Origin of the sequence: Maribacter cobaltidurans (genome assembly GCF_002269385.1) — a bacterium.
Lineage (GTDB): Bacteria > Bacteroidota > Bacteroidia > Flavobacteriales > Flavobacteriaceae > Maribacter > Maribacter cobaltidurans.
The window spans coordinates 3,554,579-3,568,552 of sequence record NZ_CP022957.1; the positions used below are offsets into that span (position 1 = coordinate 3,554,579).

Below are 13,974 nucleotides of genomic sequence, written 5' to 3' on the forward strand. Positions count from 1 at the left end.
GATAACTTTCTTAGAATGACATTTATGGCCAGAGAAACTGCTGTTGAAGAAAGTGGCCAAATAGGTGGTGTAAGGGGTGGTCTAAAAGGTGGTCAAATCGAAAAAATCATAGATGCTATTTCAGAATTGACCCTTTGGCAAAAGCAAGTACTAAAATTGATTGCCGCAGATAACCGCATAAGCCGTTCAGGAATAGCAGAAGTCCTAAATGTAAATGAATCCGCAATTCAGAAGCATCTAAACAACTTAAAGGATGCTGGATATATAGAGCGTCAAGGGGGAACAAGGGGTTATTGGGAAGTTAATCTCGCAAAAAAAATAATACAGTCTATTAAAAAGGCCCTTTTTCTCTTGGTCCTTTATTAGTGACTTTCCATTGACTATTTTCCTTTATCAATTTGAAAACACCAGACTTTCCATCATAAGAGGTGGTATATTTTACCCAACCAGTTTCCCCATCTACAACTTCATCTAAAATTTCTACCTCAATGTCTTTATCAGAATCAGGCATCATATTTTGAACCGTAATCAAACTGGCATACCCTTCTGATGTGGTATGTTTTTTTAGAACTGATTCATCTTTTGAGAAAAAGCTTTCTGCAACAATCTTGGCAGTTTCTGAAGGCGACACATTCTTGTTTTCTGAACAGGAAATGAATAGAAGTACGAGTGAGCAAATGACGTTTTTTTTCATAACAGTATTAATTTGGGTTATTAATATATCTGTGTGATAGTTTCATTTCAATATTCCGTTCGCCATCCTTTTCATTCAGTTCTAAAATTGCCCTACGGTCATTGGATAATGAAAATTTGGGCAACACATAAACGAACCGTACCGTTTGACCTTCTACAATTTTTGAAGCCAGATTATGTTTATAAATTGGCTCTTGATACAAACGTTGTAGCGATTTTCTTTTTCCTTTCTGTCGTGTCTCAATCGAAAGGTTCAAGAAATTCAAATCATAATCCAAAGTAGAATTATTCTCAATCCGGATAACGAAGTACAGTTCTTCTTTATCAAAAACGATATTCTCAACATTCAAAACTATACCTTCACTTCGCTTTTTGATTCTACCTATGCGCTGTTTTCTGTTGAGCAAATACGAGCAGAATTTTTGGTAATAATAGGTTCTGTTATCTACACGCTCTTCAGAGGATTCAGCAAGAATTGAATCGGTTACAATCGGCCTTTCATTCCCGATACTATTGGATGCTGGAATGAAATAATTGAGCTTAGAAAGCTGTTTTTTATACCTTACAATATACGAAAAAATCGAGCCATTTCGGTTGACTACCAGTAAATTACTTTCCTTTCCAGGCTTGGCTTGTAACAGGCCAAAATACTGTTCTTTCTCACGATTGTAGGTAAAGACGAAATTATCTGAACCGGTTATGCCTTGCCGAATAGGTTCTGGAAAGAATAGTGCAACGTTTTTGGTGTCGTTCGCATAAATGGTATCAAGTAGGTACGTCTTTTGTGCATTCGCTGTAGCCTGCGCCGAGCAAGGTCGAGGTACGAAAGTGGAAATCATTATTGCTAATATTATAATTTTTGCTCTCATAATTTAGGTTTTAGAATTAATCTGTAATTGTTCAGTACGGTTACTTTTACCCTTCGGTTAGAACGCCTGAAAACTTGTGTAAGTTCGCCAACTTGTGGTACACTCGGGATATTAATATCACCAATAACATCATCGAGTACCTCTCTTGTAGCTTCTTCTCTAAAGTTGTTCTCAACATAGATACCCTCGCTACCGTCTTGCAAATCGAAGGCTTTAAGTTTGGTGGGATGGTGTTTTATATTCTCAATCTCAATCAATGCACGATTAGGCTGAAAACTGATAAACCCGAAAATGGGTGTGTTCTTTGGCATCAGTTTACCATTGATAGTAGCAGATTTGGTAAGGCGCATCCGTAATCGGGTATTTGCTTGAACAACTTGGTCGCCATCCACTACTACATAAATCGTTTCGTCCGTGTTGCCGATAATTGAAACTTCATTGGGTTTTGGCGCAGCGGCAAAGAACAGTTGATGTTCCAAGCCCAGTTCCTTAGCTTCAATTTTTTGAGTTCTTTTAACTTCAGCTGAATCCACTTTTGGTATAGTTTTTTGGGGTGCTCGCCTTTGCCCCAAATTTTGATATCGCTTTTCGGAATACTTAATCTTGCCTGCATCATAGATACTGTCAACAATGCGTTCTTTTTCACGTTCTATTAAATCTGGGTCGTAAAAGCCCAAGGAATCAATCAACTTTTCATCATAGATGCTGGGTGCATTGGTTTCGCGCACTTCCTTCAGGTCGTTAATCGCATCGAGCTTGGACTCGTATTCTTTCTGGTCTTCTTCCAAATCAGGCACTAAAGTCTGTTGTAGGCTTTCGTTCTCGCTGTCATCATCGCCCATTACCATTACGGAATAGGAAATGAGGAATATGAAAATCACGGCCAATACCGCTGCAAATACTATTTTGTTTTTCTCAACTTTCATCATTCAGTTTTTTTAAAGTGTTTTCGAAGTAATTCGTAATCAAAAGTCCGTGCGGATTATTGGGAAAGTTCCGGTCCACCATAATTAGGTTTCCGGTGGAAACCAATTCGTAGGTATCGATGATAGATCCTCTATTGATTTCAAAAATGGTAGTCGTAGTGAAACTGTACGCACCGTTGCTTTCTGAAATTTTTGAATCAATACTCAATACTTTTTGAACGAGCGAATATTGTAGTAACCGATTATAGACACCATCCGCTTTTTTCTGGCGATATAAGTTATCGACAGAACTATTGCCCAACCACAGCGCCTTTTCCAAGTTACGTTCATAATTGCTCGCATCTATGTTATAGAAGTAGTTGTGAAACAATTCCAGATGCGCCAAAGCTTCCACCCTGAAATTTTCTTTTTGTGTAACGAGTTTCAGCGGAATAATACTGCCATCAGTATTAATCGCAAATGCACTATTGAGCGCCTTTTGATTGGTGTTGAATACCATCCAAACCGAAAAAGTGCTTGATAATAACGAACATAAAACGACTGCTAAAACGATAAACCGATTCAGTTTTAGGACGTTGTAAATATTCTTATATGGTGTTTTCATTTTGAATTGAATTAGTTGGTAAATAATCTCAATGTGAAAGAGGTTGCCCGTCTGTACAATTTAAATTTCAGGAAGACGATAAAGCCAACAGAACCCAATTGAACGACTGGTGCAAAGAATCCACTTCCAACATCAGTACCGAATAAATTTGTCCAAAAGTTCGTGTTGATTTCAGTATATAGCGTATTTATGAATACATTGACAAGAAAAAAAGCTGGTACAAGCATATAAACCGCAGCATACAATTTGAAAAATGTATAGGCAAGCGAACGGAACTTTTCAAATACTGCCAAACTAATGACCAAAGGAAAAAATGCCTGCATTATTCCCAAAAGGAAAAAACGCTCTGCCAAAAACAGCGGATAGATAAACAAATCCAAAATCCAGAGGAAAAGACTAATAATAAAAGCAAATATTTTGAAGCCGTAAAGGGGTGTTACCAAGGCTTCGTATAAGAGCGTCATAGCTGCTTGCGCAACTTCAATGATGCTAACGTCTTCTTCAATAGGAATATCCTGCATTTGCAATGGAAGCAACGCAGGTGCCGTGCCCCTATATTGTCCCTCGATGGCTACCAATATACCATCAAAGAATCCTAGCACCTGCGTTGAAAATATGACCAATAGGACGATTGCGAAGTTCTTGGCCAGTTCGCCCGGACTCAATCCCCAAGTGTAACCATCTTTGTCTGCAATACCTTCGTTGTATTTTTTAAGAATATTGACCAAGAAAAATAGGACAGCAAGCGTTTTCATTCCAGCAATAGTATATTGCGAAAAGTCGCTGGCCTGTATGGTCTGAAACACCGTATCGATGTATTCCAACCCAATCCCTAAAATGATGGTCGCGGTCATTTTTAATATTCTGTTTCTCGGTTATTGACTTTATCCTGCATTTTTCTGAAAGAAATAATGTCACGATAGCGTTTCGTTTTTGTAGTGATGTTGGAAACCATTTGTTTGGATTCCAGTTCTTTTGCTTTCAATATTTCAGCACGTTCGGCATCGCTCATTTTCAGGTAATCGCTGGAAAGGACTTCGTCTATAAAATCCACCGTATCCAATGAATTTTGGACAATGGTTTCGAACGAGGCCACCACCCTATCAATTTCCTCGGGTTTGATGTATGGCGAATTCAGAATATCCTGAAGGTCATTTTGCATTACATTGATAAGGCGCTGATTGTTTTGTGCGATTTCCTCAACCGCCCTAAGCTGTTGCACAACGCTTGATACTTTCTCAATAGCTTCTTTAGCATCCTTTAAAAATTTGACGGACTTTATCATTTCTGCCGTCTGTTTTCCCGATTCCAAAAGTTGCTTTACCAAACTGATAAAGTTGGTATTGTCATAAACAGGCATTCCTTGGCACGCAGCGCGTGCAGGCAGTAAAAAGATGAATGCCGTTGCGATAATTAAGATTTTTGTCTTCATAATATTATGTTTTAGATGTGAATTGAATGATTGCTTTTTGCATATCCCGATGCTCGTTGTAGAGATTCATTATTTCCTCATTTTCCTTACCGTCTGTTAGGTAAGCGGCATATACTTCCTTCGGAACTTCGAGACGGAAAATGTTGCTTTCCCTACCTATTTTGATGAACATTTCGGTGTATTTCCGTGGTCCGGTAAGATTATTCTTGATGGATTTTAATTGGTTTAGGTCGTGGCTGGACAGATTGAGCCTTTTGACCAATTCGTCATAACCCTTCTCATTGTTTAGGCTATAAATGACCTGTGTGTTTTCAAGAATACTTGCCGAGGTGGAATTATTTGGAAGCTGATTGATAGACTGAAGAATAATCCCAATCGCACCATTCTGTTTTCGGATGGCTTGATAGTAGAACTCGACACTTTCCAGTACGTTATCAAACTTCAGTTGCTTGGCAAACTCATCAAAGAGGATGATACCTTTTTCTGCCCTGTTTTTCCAAATCGTTCTTTGAATAGCGGACTTAATCAGTTTCAACATCACGGACAAAATTTCCTTATTATCCTTGACTTCGTCCAGTTCAAAAACGATCAATCGCTTGTCCTCGATTTTATAGGTCTGGTCTTCGCTTACTTCAAATAGAAAACTATATAGACCATCGCCGACATATTCGGACATCACGTGCAAGAAGCTCGTAACATTGAAATAGTCGGGATGGATTTTAAGGGTGCTCAAAAGGTCTTTCTGATTCCTTTCTATAAAGCTGTAAAAACCATCCAAAGAGTGGTTTTCTGAAGTGCTGTCATAATAATGGCGCAGTATCTTTTTGACGGAAACCGATTGCGCTTTTGTCACTTTCAGATCCGAAGCAAACAGTTCAAAAAGGAACACCGACAAATCCTCTAACCGTTCCGGTGTGAGGTCATTTGCATTGCTGATGTAAAATGGATTTATGCCCAAGTTCTTTCCACTTTCATAGCGAAGCACGGTATATTTTTCAGGATAGAGTTTGGCAAACTTGGTGTAAGAACCACCCAAATCGATAATGACAAGGCGGACACCACTCTCAAAATATTGGCGTAAAATATTATTGGCCAAAAACGATTTGCCTTCGCCCGTTGGTGCAAAAATGGCAAAGTTCCGTGCCTTGATGCGTTTCTTGCGCTCGTCCCAGACATCTTTTAAAACAGGAATGTTATGCTCACGGTCGTTAAAGATGATTCCGGTTGGATCGGACTTGTAATTGGTGTTATTGATAAACAGGCAGAGTGCGTGTTTTAAATCTGTTACATATAAATCATTATTCGAGAAATTGGATGAAAAACAGCAGTAGCTGTTCAGAATATAATTCTTCCGTTCTTCGCCTCGTGGATAGTATGGGATGATATCCAGTTCCTTAAACTCGGTCTTGATTTTTGAGGTTATCTTATCGAGTTCTTTGGCATCTTTAGACCAATACACGATGTTCAAATGACCACGAATGATTCGTGCATTGTCATCTGCATTTATTTGGTCAAGGATACGTTGAATCTTCCCAAGCACCACTTTGTTCTGCGAACCGAAATTTGAACTTTTGTTCAGTTCCTCGATTTTCTTATCCAGCAGTTTTCGCCATTTCTGTTTGTCATCCAGATACAGGATTTGGTTGACGATGTGGTTCTCGTTTAGCGTAAGCCCTAAACCATCAATAAACCCTTGATGAAACACAAAATCGTCAGAAGTGAATTTCTCATTGGTCTTGCTACTCTGTACACTTTCGCCAAAGCACAGTTCGCTATTGATGGCCAGGGCATCAAAATGGTTTTTGCCAATATTGACGCTTTTCTTTTCTAATATGATGTCGGTATCAAAGCCTTCATTGAAACCATTGAAATAGTCATTTGTGAGTTGCTGAATCTCTTTCGCTTTAAGCGAAATGAATTCCATCTTTCGGCTATTATTGATAAAGGATACAGAATCACTTACCGAGTTGACAAAGCTCTTAACGTTGTCATCCAGTTCTTGCACGATTCCCTTTGAAACTTTTCTGAAAGGATTAACATATTTTGAATTATTAAGTGCCTTGTTCTTGGTCAAAATGAAGAACAGATAACACTTATGTTTTATGTATCCACGACCTTTAAAATGCTCGTGTGTTACTTTCTCTAAAAAAGTTTTATTCGGAAGCTGTTCTGAAGAATAGGATTTTTTGAGGTAGATATCCTGTTTATGAACCACAGTCCCAACAGGCAATGATTTCAGAGCCTGAAACCAAGCACCGTGCATATCCTCAAAATCCTTTTCGGACAACGAATAAATTTCGGGTAGATTCCCTTTATAGCACAAAACCACATTGCCATTATTGACAAACACGATATTGTCCTGAATATCTGCAATCGGTTGATATTTAGAAAGGTTAATCTTATTCATAGTTGAAGCCTGAATTTCTTTTGTTGCTTATAATTTTCGGGAATGCGTTGGCAGTTTGAAATAGCTGAGGGTTGTGGGTAATTCTTGTCAATGCTACATAGAGCGCAGCGTTAAAAACCAGTACGCCTATAATTATCCCAAATCTGAAAGAGAAAATAATGACCAAAAGGGAAGCAAGAATGGAAACCATCATCAATGCAAAAAGGGAAATGGGCAAGCCAAAAATGACTGCCCTTTTCCTTATGTTTTTATACGGTTCGAACTGCTTCATTATACCACGATTCCTATGAGATACGTGAATATGCCGACTACCGCACCGGCAATCAAAACAAAGACGAGAACTCGGGTAATCCCCTTTTTAAGGTCAGCATTTTCGCCAAAGAAATGGCCTGCATTAAAGAGGAAACCAACAAGGAAAATGACACCGAGTAAAATGGGAAATACGGTCCTGATGGTATCGCCCACATCGTTAACTGAATCTTCAATGCCACCAATTTGAGCAAATAGCGAAGTGGATAAGAGCGAAAGAAAGGATGCTAAATAGGGTGATTTTTTCATAACGTAACAGTTTAAATTTTTGTGTTGTTTTCGTTATGGGAAATTTAAATATATTTGAATATAAATAACTGAAAATCAAATATTTGTGAATAAAATATTATTTGGTTTTGTTTGAATTCCGTTGCTATTATTTGGCATCAAATGCTATGAATTTTTGAAGTGAAGTTGTTGATAACCCGAAAATTGAAAATGAAAAAAGTGCTCAAAAACGTCAGTTTTGTCTTTTTGCTTTTGAAAATGTGCATCGTTTTCGGACAGGAAACGAGTACTCAAAAACGAATTGTAATTGATGTTGGACACGGTGGAAAAGATTCGGGTGCAATTGGTATAAATGGCATCCAAGAAAAGGATGTTGCGCTCAATATTGCGAATACCATTCTGAAATTGAATGATAAATCGGATACCCCATTGGATATTTATTTGACCAGGTACACCGATACACTCATTTCTTTATTTGATAGAACGAAGTTGGCTAAAGCCCTTAAAGCTGATTTGTTTGTGTCCTTGCATTGTAATCATTCGGATAATTCGAGTGCAAGAGGCATTGAAATTTATGTGGCAGGTGCAACATCCAAATATTCTGATGATGTCACTTGGCTTGCATTTCAGCTACAAGCTGTACTCAATAAACAATTAGGATATGAAAGTAGAGGTGTAAAGTTTGCCGACTTCCAAGTGCTTCGGGAAACTATTAATCATTGTCCCTCGCTTCTTTTGGAATTGGGATTTTTGAGTAATGAGGATGAAGGCAAGTTTATTTCTGATTCCAATAACATCCAACCTATTGCATTGACCATATTACAATCCCTTCAAAAACATTAGAATTATGAAAGAACTATTTTTAGAGTTAACAAAGAGCTTAAAGGATATTGTATTACAATTCATCTCAGAAGTTATTCTGCTATATAAGTCCTTCATAAATTGAGCTACTTCCTTTTGTCCACAGCCTTTGTGTCAAAAGCAATCAGATTAAAGAACTCTCGCATTCTACTTCGGACACGGTTACCATAACGCACTTCCAATTCTTCGGCATTGAGGTTGGTAGTGGCGTGGGTTTTAATTTTGCGTTTCGTGTCAAGATAGAGTTCATATCGGGATAGCAGTACCTCGCCCATCACATTCAGATCCTTTCCGTAGAACCTACCGGAAGGTTCTACCCCTAAATCATCAAAACAATAGAATTTGGTGTTACCATATTCCTCAACTGTTTTAAATCCTAAATGGTTAAAGCTAAATGTTACGTTACGGCAGGGAATCATTTCATAAGGGCGTTGCAAGGGAACCAAATGGCGTAATAATTTCATCAAACTGGTTTTCCCACAACCTACCGGTCCAGAAAGTAAAATGCCTTTGTCTATATCTATGCCGTAGGTTGTACAGTTTTCTTTATCCTTGATAAAGTAGGAACAAAGCTTCAGTAAAATATCTTTGTCCTCATCATAAATCCTGAATTTCTTTCCGAACAACAGTTTGCCCTTGGCATTCAGGTAAATCAGAATTTTAGGGAAATCGTAGAGAACGCTTTTACCATCGAATTTTCCCAGCGAATATTCCACGCCACCTTCAGTAATTTTAGAGGGGTTGTCCATAGTCTTTGTTTTTAGTGGTTCGCAAGTTGTCCTTGATTTGGGACACTTCTTTTTTGTTTGGTTTGTTTTCTTCTTCGAAAAGCTCGGTTCTATCCATCCAGTTTGTAGCCAATGAGCGCCAATCCCGTATCGGTTTTCCGTCGCTCGTTTTCCATTCTCGGTCTGCATAATGCTCGTAGAATTTTTTTCCTTCATCAGCATCAAAACCTTTTTCTTCAAAAAATAAAATAGCGGCCTGCCTGCCCTTTGGCTGTTTTATATAGTTTTCTTGTTTGATATTGTTTGTATTAGATACCAGTGCTTGTCCATTGGTGGGACGGTGTTGGTACACGGCCTGTCCATTTTTGGGATGGTGGTGTCCCTCAAGCGGTACACCTCTGGGGTAGTACTGTTCCGCAAGCTGTTCCAATATGGGATTGTACTGTCCCGTAGCTGGTTCATCACTTGTCCCTAAAATGGACATCTTGATTTTACTGCCCTTGTATGGATTGTTGGAAGGAAAGTAGGATAGGTATTCCCAAGAATGAAGCTCTGTTATACACCTGTGGTAAGTTGATTTTGACCCAATCTTGGCCACGCGCATCAATTCCCTTCGGTTTACATAGAACTCGTCCATAAAGCGACAGCTGTTCCATTCCTGGAACAGCGCCATATACAGACTGATATGGGTAGGATTTAGGCGGTCATCAAAATAGAACGTTTCAAAAGCCGCGTTGAGTAGCTTTATGTAGTTCATATTCTCAGGAATTTATTCCGTGATGCACACGGTTGGCATCCATTACCTTTTGAATTTCCTCAGCATCATAATAGATGATTCCGCCTACCTTAGTGTATGGCAAGGTGCCATTGATGCGAAGATTTTGCAGTGTGCCAGGACTTACTTGAAGCAAATCCATTACTTCGGCAGATTTTAGATACTTCTTGATTTTTCCAGAAGCCTGTTTGGCTAAAAGACTTTTGATGTCATCGAGCAATTCCATCTTGAATTCCCGAAGGTCGTCTGTGGTGATGATACTTGTCGGCATAATAGAACGATTTTAAAAGAAAAGGACTATCATAGGTTTTAAATTTTTGATGATAGCCCTTAACCCGATTTGACTTTCGTTCTACAAATTTGATACGGATTAATCGATTTTCTTCCCCAGTACGACCGTAGTACGGTCAAAATTTAACATCTTGAAATTTGGGGTGTTTTGACAGTATTTGAAAGTGCAACTGCGAAATTCTATCTATAAAATGATTCATATTATATGAGCAATAGGCTGAAAACCAAAACACCGTAGGTCAACCGTACTACGGTCTTTTTTTAACATTTTGATTTGATGGATAAACGGCTCGCAGATAACACTATTTCTCGCTTTTATCCATTTCAGAAATAAGGGATGCGGACAGCTCATCGAGGAAAAGGGTTCGGCTTTTTTTCCTGTATTTGATGTCTTGATAGGTTTTATAGATGTCTTTCGGCTCAACATCGAAAATCTGGCTTAAATAATCTGAAATTTTAACGATACTCAGATTGTTTTTAGCGCCAAGCCCTTTAGCGTAAAGCGCATAAATGAGTTCCACATAGTCTGTATTACTGAACGGCCAGTGCATTTTTTCGATTTTAGATAAGGAAATATCATTTCCAGTCAACCCGTTCTTCAATTTATTTTGCTTATCCACTAAGTATTTGGTCAGGGACTTGTAGGCATTGTACTTGCCGAGCAACATATCTCGTGCTGTGCAAAATTCCGGGTCTTGAAAATAGAATTTGGAAAGCGTAATGTGATACCCGTTTAGGTAATCACGAGTATAATATTCTTTATCAAAATGTGTCTGTCCTGATTCGATATACCTGCCAAAATCGAGATTGTAGAGAAAAAATCGATTGAGTTTGTTGCTTTTCTTTTTGATGGACTTGAGCTGGCTTTTTAGGTCGATTTTCGGGAACTGGATTTCAAACGAATGGATTTCGGAATAATAGATTAACTCAACGAGAGGGGCTTGTTTAGTTACTTTAAAAAAGTATATTTCGTCTTGGATGGATTTGAAGCCTTCCGACTGAACCTCTTTTTTCAGCGTGCTTAATGAATCACGGCAGAGCCCAATGGAATGCTGTGCCCTTTTAAGGATGCTCTTATTTTGAAGTTTTATATCATCGAGATCATTTTTTAGTCGCTGTGTTAATAATTGAAAGTCCATAAGCAGGTGTATTTTGATATGAAACCATAGAAATGGGATTTAGTTGATGCGGTTGGTTAGATGATATTATAGTCCTGCAAAATGAAATAAATGAACGCCACAGTTCATTTAATTTGTGGCTCATAGGTGTATTTTAAGGAACTCTCACTAAAATAATTTTACTTCGTAAACGTACAAGGAAAACTTGCCGTATTTAATTACGGAACGAGCCGTATTTTTCTACGGAAACTCTGTGAGACACTGAATTTACTTAGGTTATTTCAGAGGTAATTTATTTATCTTTTTTTGCGAAATCGCTTTAAGAATTCACGACGGTTCTTTACACCGGTTTTTTTAAAGATATTTGAGGCGTGTTTTGATACGGTGCTTTCGGCAATGAAAAGTTCCACGGCAATTTTCTTATAACTAAGATTGCTAAGAATGGATAGCGCAACTTCAATTTCCCGCCGTGTCAAATCCTCATATATAATTTTTCGCTCTACGGATTCCTCGCGCTGTTTTTTCTTAAGGGCAAATACTTCATACATTCGAGTATTGTTTTCCAAAAAGTACAGATACCTATCTACTTCGATGGCTGTAATGGCAAAAAAGGCCAAGTTCATTACGGTAAAGGTTATCCATTGATAATCGCCTATGACGGTGCAAATGGGCAACAGGGCTATACTCGCTACGCTGACCATAGACAATTTGTTTCTCCTTAAAATAAAGGCATTCGGATTGCTCGGATTCGAAATACGCCTGTAAAAGATGATGAGAAATATAAATGCTATTAAGGAAATTGGAATAGTAAAAAGAAAGCGAGCCGCATCCAAAGAGTCTGTCAAAAAATAGGGCATCAAAAAAAGAACAACATAGCTGCCACTTGCTAAAAATGCGAGATTTTTAATGGATGAGTTGAATTTCAGCACAACAATGTCGTACTCTTTATATAGGTAGTAAACGATATATACGCATAACGCAATGGCCACGCCATACGTAATGATATATTGAAGGATCAATGGTCCTGGAAAGTTGTCTACGGGTAAAAATCCGCCCGTGGCATTGTACGCAATGAAAAGGATGCCGAGATATAAAAACCGTCGAAGGCTACTTCGTGTATTTCGTCTTGAAAAGTAAAAAGTGAGCAATACAATGACCATATCTATTAAAAGATAGAAGAAAGTTGTCCAATGTATTGATGTGCCAAACATTCAGGTTATCCATTTTTTAAAACATATTTATTAGTTTCCTTATTTTTAGTAACATTATCCCATAGAAAAATTCTCCCGTTCATAGCGATATAAACACCCTGTTTTAAGAATTGCAAAGCACAAATTGCAAAACCCAAATTAAAGGTCGCATCTGTATTTTTAGAAGACCCCATTATAAATGAGCCTACAAGAACAATGGTTTTCTTGATTTCTTGTTTTCCCAGGTAAACTGCAGTATCTTCCATAGTGAAAGTGCCGTGTGTTATTAAAATCTTTTCCACACTGGAACCATTTATTTTTTGAAGTAAAATATTTCTGTCTTCAGCGGTAATTGAACGGCTATCCTTTGCAAATGCCTTTTCAATAAGGTATGGGGTAGACACATTAGCATAATCAAGAAATTCTTTAATCGTTATTTTGCTTTGTGTATTGTTATTTTCTGGATTTTCATAATCCAAGTCCTCAATTGTGCCTCCTGTTGTAAGAATGTGTATCATTTTTAATTTTTTCGGTTTGTCAATTCCCTATTCAACTCAGTGCTTATGAATGTTACCTTTCAGCACAAAAAAGTAAAGCAGAAAAGCAGATATGACTAGGAGAAAAAGAGCAATAATACCTTTTATCTTATCTTTTTTCGTGATTTTGTCCTTAATTGGTTTTTGAACTTTTTTCTTTCGTCTATTTCTTCTACTTTGAGACACGGTATTATAGTGTTTTCAACTTATTTTCTAACTGTCTCGTATTGAGAATGGAAAGATTCAACATAGTACATACTCTCATCTAAATTGTGGCTATACAAAATTTACGCATAACAAATTTGTGCCTGCCAAATGGAAGGCTATTCCCATTGGGCTCAGAAATTCACCTTCCATTGCAGGACTTAATATTATAAAGTGTATTGACCTTTAAGCCTAAAATACACGGTCACGTCCTCATTGCTGTTATTCCTAAAAAACCAACCGTGTTTTCCTTCATAAGGGGCATAAAAAGTACCCACCATATTATTGGAATTGGCAATGGTGTAGCTTTCAAAGTAAACTTCTTTGACTTCCCCTTCTTGTTTTACCTCACCGTGAAAATCGAAATAGAGAATTTCATTATTAGAGGTTGTCCATTCGTATTTCATTTTTCCATACTTGAGCATATTTAGTTTGAACTCGATACCTTTCCCAGCAGGAACAATCACTTTGGTTTCATCTTCACGCAGATTTAATTGAGTGGTTGGAGGTGGATTATCAGCCTCTAAAGGCCTTTCTACATTAGGGCCTGAACCTGCTTTTTCAAGTTTGATTGTTTGGGCTGAAGTGTTTGATGCAATAGCCGCCAAATTGTTTGCTTGGGGGTCCTCAGGGACGTAAAGTTTGCTAAAGCCAATTAATTTTCCTGCTCCAGTCGGGTCAATCCCATATTCTGCCGGTAATACTGCTATTACCAATAATGCTGCACCTATAAGAAGTGATATAATGGTTGCTTTTATGATTTTATTTTTTTCCAATATTGGATGATTCATTTCTGACATAGT

At 37.9% G+C, this 13,974-nt stretch carries 18 protein-coding genes; 2 read left to right on the top strand and 16 right to left on the bottom strand.

Annotation, left to right across the window (positions count from 1 at the left end):
* Positions 1-24 precede the first annotated feature (24 nt).
* Positions 25-366 carry a winged helix-turn-helix domain-containing protein gene (locus tag CJ263_RS15870; RefSeq protein WP_229702472.1) on the top strand — a complete coding sequence of 114 codons (342 nt, stop codon included), beginning with the start codon at positions 25-27 and terminating at the stop codon, positions 364-366.
* Here the strand turns inward: CJ263_RS15870 and CJ263_RS15875 are convergent.
* The 9 genes from CJ263_RS15875 to CJ263_RS15915 are packed head-to-tail and all read right to left on the bottom strand — an operon-like array spanning position 332 to position 7,489.
* The gene (locus CJ263_RS15875) at positions 332-694 is read right to left on the bottom strand and encodes a hypothetical protein (RefSeq protein ID WP_094998174.1); all 363 of its coding nucleotides are present in this window, start codon (positions 692-694) and stop codon (positions 332-334) included. The two genes, CJ263_RS15870 and CJ263_RS15875, sit on opposite strands and share 35 nt — an antisense overlap.
* Before the next feature lie 7 nt (positions 695-701).
* Complete coding sequence (locus tag CJ263_RS15880; RefSeq protein ID WP_094998175.1) at positions 702-1,562, bottom strand: DUF4138 domain-containing protein; 861 nt, start codon at positions 1,560-1,562, stop codon at positions 702-704.
* On the bottom strand, positions 1,559-2,488 hold the full coding sequence (gene traM / locus CJ263_RS15885) for a conjugative transposon protein TraM (protein ID WP_094998176.1): 930 nt from the start codon (positions 2,486-2,488) through the stop codon (positions 1,559-1,561). Before traM ends, CJ263_RS15880 begins: the two co-directional genes overlap by 4 nt.
* Positions 2,478-3,092, bottom strand: a complete 615-nt coding sequence (locus CJ263_RS15890; RefSeq protein ID WP_094998177.1) for a conjugal transfer protein TraK — start codon at positions 3,090-3,092, stop codon at positions 2,478-2,480. The genes traM and CJ263_RS15890 overlap by 11 nt, the downstream gene beginning before the upstream one ends.
* 11 nt (positions 3,093-3,103) lie before the next feature.
* A complete protein-coding gene (locus CJ263_RS15895; RefSeq protein ID WP_094998178.1) occupies positions 3,104-3,946 on the bottom strand; it encodes a hypothetical protein in 843 nt (280 codons plus the stop codon).
* A 2-nt stretch (positions 3,947-3,948) separates the two neighbouring features.
* A complete protein-coding gene (locus CJ263_RS15900; protein ID WP_094998179.1) occupies positions 3,949-4,524 on the bottom strand; it encodes a conjugal transfer protein in 576 nt (191 codons plus the stop codon).
* 4 nt (positions 4,525-4,528) lie between these two features.
* Positions 4,529-6,931, bottom strand: a complete 2,403-nt coding sequence (locus CJ263_RS15905) for a TraG family conjugative transposon ATPase (RefSeq protein WP_094998180.1) — start codon at positions 6,929-6,931, stop codon at positions 4,529-4,531.
* Positions 6,924-7,202: a hypothetical protein gene (locus CJ263_RS15910; protein WP_094998181.1), complete on the bottom strand. Its 279-nt coding sequence runs from the start codon at positions 7,200-7,202 to the stop codon at positions 6,924-6,926. Before CJ263_RS15910 ends, CJ263_RS15905 begins: the two co-directional genes overlap by 8 nt.
* A complete protein-coding gene (locus CJ263_RS15915; protein ID WP_094998182.1) occupies positions 7,202-7,489 on the bottom strand; it encodes a hypothetical protein in 288 nt (95 codons plus the stop codon). Before CJ263_RS15915 ends, CJ263_RS15910 begins: the two co-directional genes overlap by 1 nt.
* A 189-nt stretch (positions 7,490-7,678) precedes the next feature.
* Here CJ263_RS15915 and CJ263_RS15920 point away from each other — a divergent pair, with 189 nt between their 5' ends.
* On the top strand, positions 7,679-8,311 hold the full coding sequence (locus tag CJ263_RS15920; RefSeq protein ID WP_094998183.1) for an N-acetylmuramoyl-L-alanine amidase family protein: 633 nt from the start codon (positions 7,679-7,681) through the stop codon (positions 8,309-8,311).
* Positions 8,312-8,415: 104 nt separating this feature from the next.
* Here the strand turns inward: CJ263_RS15920 and CJ263_RS15925 are convergent, their stop codons facing one another.
* The 7 genes from CJ263_RS15925 to CJ263_RS15955 form a co-directional block, all read right to left on the bottom strand.
* Positions 8,416-9,078 (bottom strand): ATPase, encoded by a 663-nt coding sequence (locus CJ263_RS15925; protein WP_094998184.1) that lies wholly within the window; start codon positions 9,076-9,078, stop codon positions 8,416-8,418.
* Complete coding sequence (locus CJ263_RS15930; protein WP_094998185.1) at positions 9,062-9,814, bottom strand: hypothetical protein; 753 nt, start codon at positions 9,812-9,814, stop codon at positions 9,062-9,064. Before CJ263_RS15930 ends, CJ263_RS15925 begins: the two co-directional genes overlap by 17 nt.
* A 4-nt stretch (positions 9,815-9,818) precedes the next feature.
* Positions 9,819-10,103: a helix-turn-helix domain-containing protein gene (locus CJ263_RS15935; RefSeq protein WP_094998186.1), complete on the bottom strand. Its 285-nt coding sequence runs from the start codon at positions 10,101-10,103 to the stop codon at positions 9,819-9,821.
* 322 nt (positions 10,104-10,425) lie between these two features.
* The gene (locus tag CJ263_RS15940; protein ID WP_094998187.1) at positions 10,426-11,262 is read right to left on the bottom strand and encodes an RteC domain-containing protein; all 837 of its coding nucleotides are present in this window, start codon (positions 11,260-11,262) and stop codon (positions 10,426-10,428) included.
* 275 nt (positions 11,263-11,537) lie between these two features.
* On the bottom strand, positions 11,538-12,452 hold the full coding sequence (locus tag CJ263_RS15945; RefSeq protein ID WP_229702473.1) for a helix-turn-helix domain-containing protein: 915 nt from the start codon (positions 12,450-12,452) through the stop codon (positions 11,538-11,540).
* 5 nt (positions 12,453-12,457) lie between these two features.
* Complete coding sequence (locus CJ263_RS15950; protein WP_094998188.1) at positions 12,458-12,949, bottom strand: asparaginase domain-containing protein; 492 nt, start codon at positions 12,947-12,949, stop codon at positions 12,458-12,460.
* A gap of 389 nt (positions 12,950-13,338) precedes the next feature.
* Positions 13,339-13,971, bottom strand: coding sequence for a hypothetical protein (locus CJ263_RS15955; protein WP_094998189.1), 633 nt, complete (start codon positions 13,969-13,971; stop codon positions 13,339-13,341).
* Positions 13,972-13,974 lie beyond the last annotated feature (3 nt).

Bases quoted from the DNA above. Each gene is read 5' to 3' on its own strand.
- CJ263_RS15870 (WP_229702472.1), top strand. From the start codon at position 25: ATGGCCAGAGAAACTGCTGTTGAAGAAAGTGGCCAAATAGGTGGTGTA.
- CJ263_RS15875 (WP_094998174.1), bottom strand. From the start codon at position 694: ATGAAAAAAAACGTCATTTGCTCACTCGTACTTCTATTCATTTCCTGT.
- CJ263_RS15880 (WP_094998175.1), bottom strand. From the start codon at position 1,562: ATGAGAGCAAAAATTATAATATTAGCAATAATGATTTCCACTTTCGTA.
- traM (WP_094998176.1), bottom strand. From the start codon at position 2,488: ATGAAAGTTGAGAAAAACAAAATAGTATTTGCAGCGGTATTGGCCGTG.
- CJ263_RS15890 (WP_094998177.1), bottom strand. From the start codon at position 3,092: ATGAAAACACCATATAAGAATATTTACAACGTCCTAAAACTGAATCGG.
- CJ263_RS15895 (WP_094998178.1), bottom strand. From the start codon at position 3,946: ATGACCGCGACCATCATTTTAGGGATTGGGTTGGAATACATCGATACG.
- CJ263_RS15900 (WP_094998179.1), bottom strand. From the start codon at position 4,524: ATGAAGACAAAAATCTTAATTATCGCAACGGCATTCATCTTTTTACTG.
- CJ263_RS15905 (WP_094998180.1), bottom strand. From the start codon at position 6,931: ATGAATAAGATTAACCTTTCTAAATATCAACCGATTGCAGATATTCAG.
- CJ263_RS15910 (WP_094998181.1), bottom strand. From the start codon at position 7,202: ATGAAGCAGTTCGAACCGTATAAAAACATAAGGAAAAGGGCAGTCATT.
- CJ263_RS15915 (WP_094998182.1), bottom strand. From the start codon at position 7,489: ATGAAAAAATCACCCTATTTAGCATCCTTTCTTTCGCTCTTATCCACT.
- CJ263_RS15920 (WP_094998183.1), top strand. From the start codon at position 7,679: ATGAAAAAAGTGCTCAAAAACGTCAGTTTTGTCTTTTTGCTTTTGAAA.
- CJ263_RS15925 (WP_094998184.1), bottom strand. From the start codon at position 9,078: ATGGACAACCCCTCTAAAATTACTGAAGGTGGCGTGGAATATTCGCTG.
- CJ263_RS15930 (WP_094998185.1), bottom strand. From the start codon at position 9,814: ATGAACTACATAAAGCTACTCAACGCGGCTTTTGAAACGTTCTATTTT.
- CJ263_RS15935 (WP_094998186.1), bottom strand. From the start codon at position 10,103: ATGCCGACAAGTATCATCACCACAGACGACCTTCGGGAATTCAAGATG.
- CJ263_RS15940 (WP_094998187.1), bottom strand. From the start codon at position 11,262: ATGGACTTTCAATTATTAACACAGCGACTAAAAAATGATCTCGATGAT.
- CJ263_RS15945 (WP_229702473.1), bottom strand. From the start codon at position 12,452: ATGTTTGGCACATCAATACATTGGACAACTTTCTTCTATCTTTTAATA.
- CJ263_RS15950 (WP_094998188.1), bottom strand. From the start codon at position 12,949: ATGATACACATTCTTACAACAGGAGGCACAATTGAGGACTTGGATTAT.
- CJ263_RS15955 (WP_094998189.1), bottom strand. From the start codon at position 13,971: ATGTCAGAAATGAATCATCCAATATTGGAAAAAAATAAAATCATAAAA.